Raw genomic sequence first — 3,602 nt, forward strand, 5'->3', positions numbered from 1 at the left:
AAACCGGCCCCGCCAGGTCACCCCCGCCGAGCAGGTGCGGTCCTACGAGTTACTCACCGAGCAGCGGCGGCACCGGACGTGAGTCGGCCAGGATCGCACCTGCCCAGACCTTTCTCGGCCTCCCAGGTCACCCCCGGCCTTTCCCGGCCTCCCCCTGGCCTCCCCTGGCCTCCCCTGGCCTCCTTCGATCTTCTTCGACGTCGAACAGAACCAGAATTTGACTATCGGCCTGACCTCGGCGGTGGCCGCCGCCGTCCCGGTGCCGGCCACCGCCGGAAGGTGACGGCCCGGCCCGGTGTTGTAGGTGATCGCGGTCGGCGTTGACGCCTGCCGCGGACATCGCGGACATCGCGGAGGTCTCGACGCGGTGGGACAGCCGCGGCGGGACGGCCAGGGGAAACGGCGAAGGGAACGGTGGTTGTGGTGCCGAAGGCTTACGTCTACAACGACCACGGCGGTCCGGAGGTGGAGGCGTTCGCTGACCTCCCGATCCCGGTGGCCGGGCCGGGTCAGCTCACGATCGCGGTACGCGCCGCCGGGGTCAACCCCGTGGACTGGAAGCTGCGGGGCGGCCTGCGGCTGCCGGCAGCCCCGCCTGCCGTGTTTCCGGTCGTGCTCGGAGTGGAGGCCTCCGGCGTGGTGACGCAGGCGGGCCCGGACGTCAACGGATTCGCCGTCGGCGACGAGGTGTTCGGCAGCGCGCCGGGCGGTGGCTACGCCGAGTACACGGTGCTGACCGCCAGGGAGAGTGCGCGCAAGCCAGCCGCGGTGTCCTTCGTGGCCGCGGCGACGCTTCCGGTCGCGGCGGCGACCGCCTACGACGGCGTGCACCAGCTGGCCCTGCCGCCCGGCGCCACCCTGCTGATCATCGGTGTGGGTGGCGGCGTGGGAGTGGCCGCCGCGCAGATCGCCCGGCATGCGGGCCTGACGGTCGTCGGCACCGCGAGCGCCGGCAAGAAGGACTTCGTCGAGGCCCTCGGCGTGGCGCACGTCGAGCCGGGCCCCGATGTCGCGGACCGGGTGCGGGCCGCCGCGCCCCGGGGGGTCGACGGAATCTACGATCTCGTCGGGGGCGAGACGCTGGACGACGTCGTCGAGGTCCTCGCGGACCGGTCGAAGCTCGTCACGGCCTTGTCCGGGGCGAGCGACCGGCACGGCGGGACGACGGTCCAGCGGGCCCGGGACAGCCGCGTGCTCGACGCGGTCGCCCAGCTGGTCGTGGACGGCGCGCTGGACCCGCTCGTGACCGCGACCTTCCCGCTGGACCAGGCCCCGGCGGCGCTGCGCGCGGTGGAGAACGGCCACGGCCGCGGCAAGATCGTGATCGAGGTCGCCGCGTGACCGGGCTTGCCGTTCCCCGACAGCACGCCCCCGGCCGACACACCCCCGGCCGACACACCCCCGGCCAGCCGGGACCCGACCGGCCGGAGCCCGGGCGGCACGCGACCGGCCAGCATGTGCTGAACAACCCCGTCCGTTCCTCCCTCCTGGGTCCGCACGCGCATTTCGCCGAGCGGGTCGGTGACGTGCTGCGCTACCCGGTCGGCGTGTCACCGTTCGTCGCCCTGCCGGACGTGCCCGACGAGAGCACCTGGCGCAACGTCGCGGCGCTGCTCGGCCCGGGCGCGATCGCGCCGTTCACCGGCATCGACGCTTCCCCGCCGCCCGGCTGGGGGGATGCGAGCTTCGACGGCGCGCAGCTCGTAGGCGAGGGGGTCGACGCGCTCCCGGACAAGGAGGCCGTGCGGCTGGAGACCGCGGACGTACCGGAGATGCTCGCGCTGGCCGAACGCACCAAACCCGGGCCGTTCCTGCCCCGCACGATCGAGCTCGGCACGTACCTCGGCATCCGGCGGGACGGCACGCTGGTGGCGATGGCCGGGGAACGGCTGCACCCGCCCGGCTGGACCGAGATCAGCGCCGTCTGCACGGACGCGGGCCACCGGGGCCAGGGCCTCGCGACCCGGCTCGTCCGCGCGGTCGCCGCGGGCATCCGGGCCCGCGGGGAGACACCGTTCCTGCACGCCGCGGCGACCAACACGAACGCGATCCGACTCTACGAGTCGCTCGGGTTCCGGCTGCGGCGTGAGGTGACGTTCCGCGCCGCGCGGATACCGGACATCGAGCCGGCCGCGTGACCACCGCCCGGCCACGTAACCACCGCCCGGCCGGCACGGCGAACGCCTTCCCCGCGGACCGGTGCGGACCACCGGCAGGCCATCCCCCGGTCGGACGACCCGCGCCGACGTGACGACCGGCCCTGCCCGCGGTCGCCCCGTCCGACTACCGTCCAGAAGTGGAGGTACGTCGACTACCCAGAACGAGGGGGATGACGCGATGACCCCGCCGAACGCGGGCGCGCCGGCGCTCGTCACCGTGGCTTCACCGACCGATCGGACCGAGCTGGCCATGCCCACGACGCAGACACCGACCCGGACCAGCGGGACCAGCATCAGGGTGGCGTTCGCCTTCGACCATGCCGGTGGCGGGGTGCTGTCCCCCGCAACCTGCCTGTGGCTGCTCGGGAACGAGCAGCTCGGCCGGGTGGCGTTCCGGGCGGATGGGGAGGTCCTCGTGCTGCCGGTGAACTACGTGATGGACGGGGAGGCGGTGGCCTTCCGGACGGCCGTGGGCTCGAAGCTGACCGCCGCGATCGAGGAGGACGCGGTTGGCTTCGAGGTCGACGGGCGCGATCCGGCGTCCCGCAGCGGCTGGAGCGTTCTGATCAACGGGAAGGCCGTGTCCGTCACCGACCCGGACACGCTGGCCAGGCTCGAGCAGACGGGACTCAAGCCCTGGGCGGACCGCATCGAGCATCCGCACTGGGTACGGATCCTGCCCGAGTCGATGACCGGCCGGGCCGTCATCCACTCCTGACCCGCCGGCTCGAGCGGAAACCCGCGTTTCAGCGCATCACGGGACCATCGTCGATCACCACCGACTGCCCGGTAACGTCACCGCGCGCTGCCCGGTCGCCCACGGCGACCGAAGCGACACCATCGCCCACGTCGACCACGGTGCCGCCTAGCTCGTGTCCCAGGACGAGGGGGATCGACAGGCCGGTCAGCGGATACGGCTCGGCGTGGAAGAGGATGGGGCCGGCGTAGTGCTCGTGCAGGTCGGTGCCACAGATCCCGCTGTGGGCGACGCGAAGTTTGACGTGCCCCGGCCGGCACCCCGGTTCGGGGACCTCCTCGACCTTGACGTCCTCGCGACCTCGCTACACGGCTGCACGCATGATCGAGAGGGGCGGCGGGCTGACTCGGGCCGGCGGGCTCGGGTCGGGTCGGGTAGCTCCGACCGGGTGGCTCCAGCCGGCCAACTCCGACCGGGTGGCTCCAGCCGGATGTGGCTCCGATCGGGTAACTCCGACCGGGTGGTTCCGACCGGGTGTGACCGCGGCCGCCATGGCCAGCCCGGCCTATTCCTACCATCCACCCGCGCGGATTCCCGTGCATCCGCCCACATCATCCGCCGCCGTCCCATCTATTAACCCAGCTGGCTCATCGGATAACTCCCGAGGCCGTTTCCGCTGCCCACCATCAACCCGCTGACGTGCGGGTTGCCGCCGACCTCCAGGAATCTCCTTCGCACCCCCTCAA

3 protein-coding genes and 1 pseudogene are annotated in these 3,602 nt (G+C 72.8%); 3 read left to right on the forward strand and 1 reads right to left on the reverse strand.

Translation table 11 applies throughout. The features are described 5' to 3' along the window. Nucleotides 1-423: 423 nt before the first annotated feature. The 3 genes from AC08OX_RS15865 (at nt 424) to AC08OX_RS15875 (ending at nt 2,877) form a co-directional block, all read left to right on the forward strand. On the forward strand, nt 424-1,341 hold the full coding sequence (locus tag AC08OX_RS15865; RefSeq protein WP_476608528.1) for an NADP-dependent oxidoreductase: 918 nt from the start codon (nt 424-426) through the stop codon (nt 1,339-1,341). Further along, nucleotides 1,338-2,138, forward strand: a complete 801-nt coding sequence (locus tag AC08OX_RS15870) for a GNAT family N-acetyltransferase (RefSeq protein ID WP_476608529.1) — start codon at nt 1,338-1,340, stop codon at nt 2,136-2,138. Before AC08OX_RS15865 ends, AC08OX_RS15870 begins: the two co-directional genes overlap by 4 nt. A gap of 199 nt (nt 2,139-2,337) precedes the next feature. Next, entirely contained in the window at nt 2,338-2,877 is a 540-nt protein-coding gene (locus AC08OX_RS15875; protein ID WP_476608530.1) for a pyridoxamine 5'-phosphate oxidase family protein, read from the forward strand. A 28-nt stretch (nt 2,878-2,905) separates the two neighbouring features. On the opposite strand, the pseudogene AC08OX_RS15880 reads toward AC08OX_RS15875, so the two are convergent. Continuing rightward, a pseudogene (locus AC08OX_RS15880) lies at nt 2,906-3,157 on the reverse strand (alcohol dehydrogenase catalytic domain-containing protein); the annotation flags it as partial. Between the last annotated feature and the right edge of the window lie 445 nt (nt 3,158-3,602).

The organism is Frankia sp. CoBUL1 (assembly GCF_978021245.1).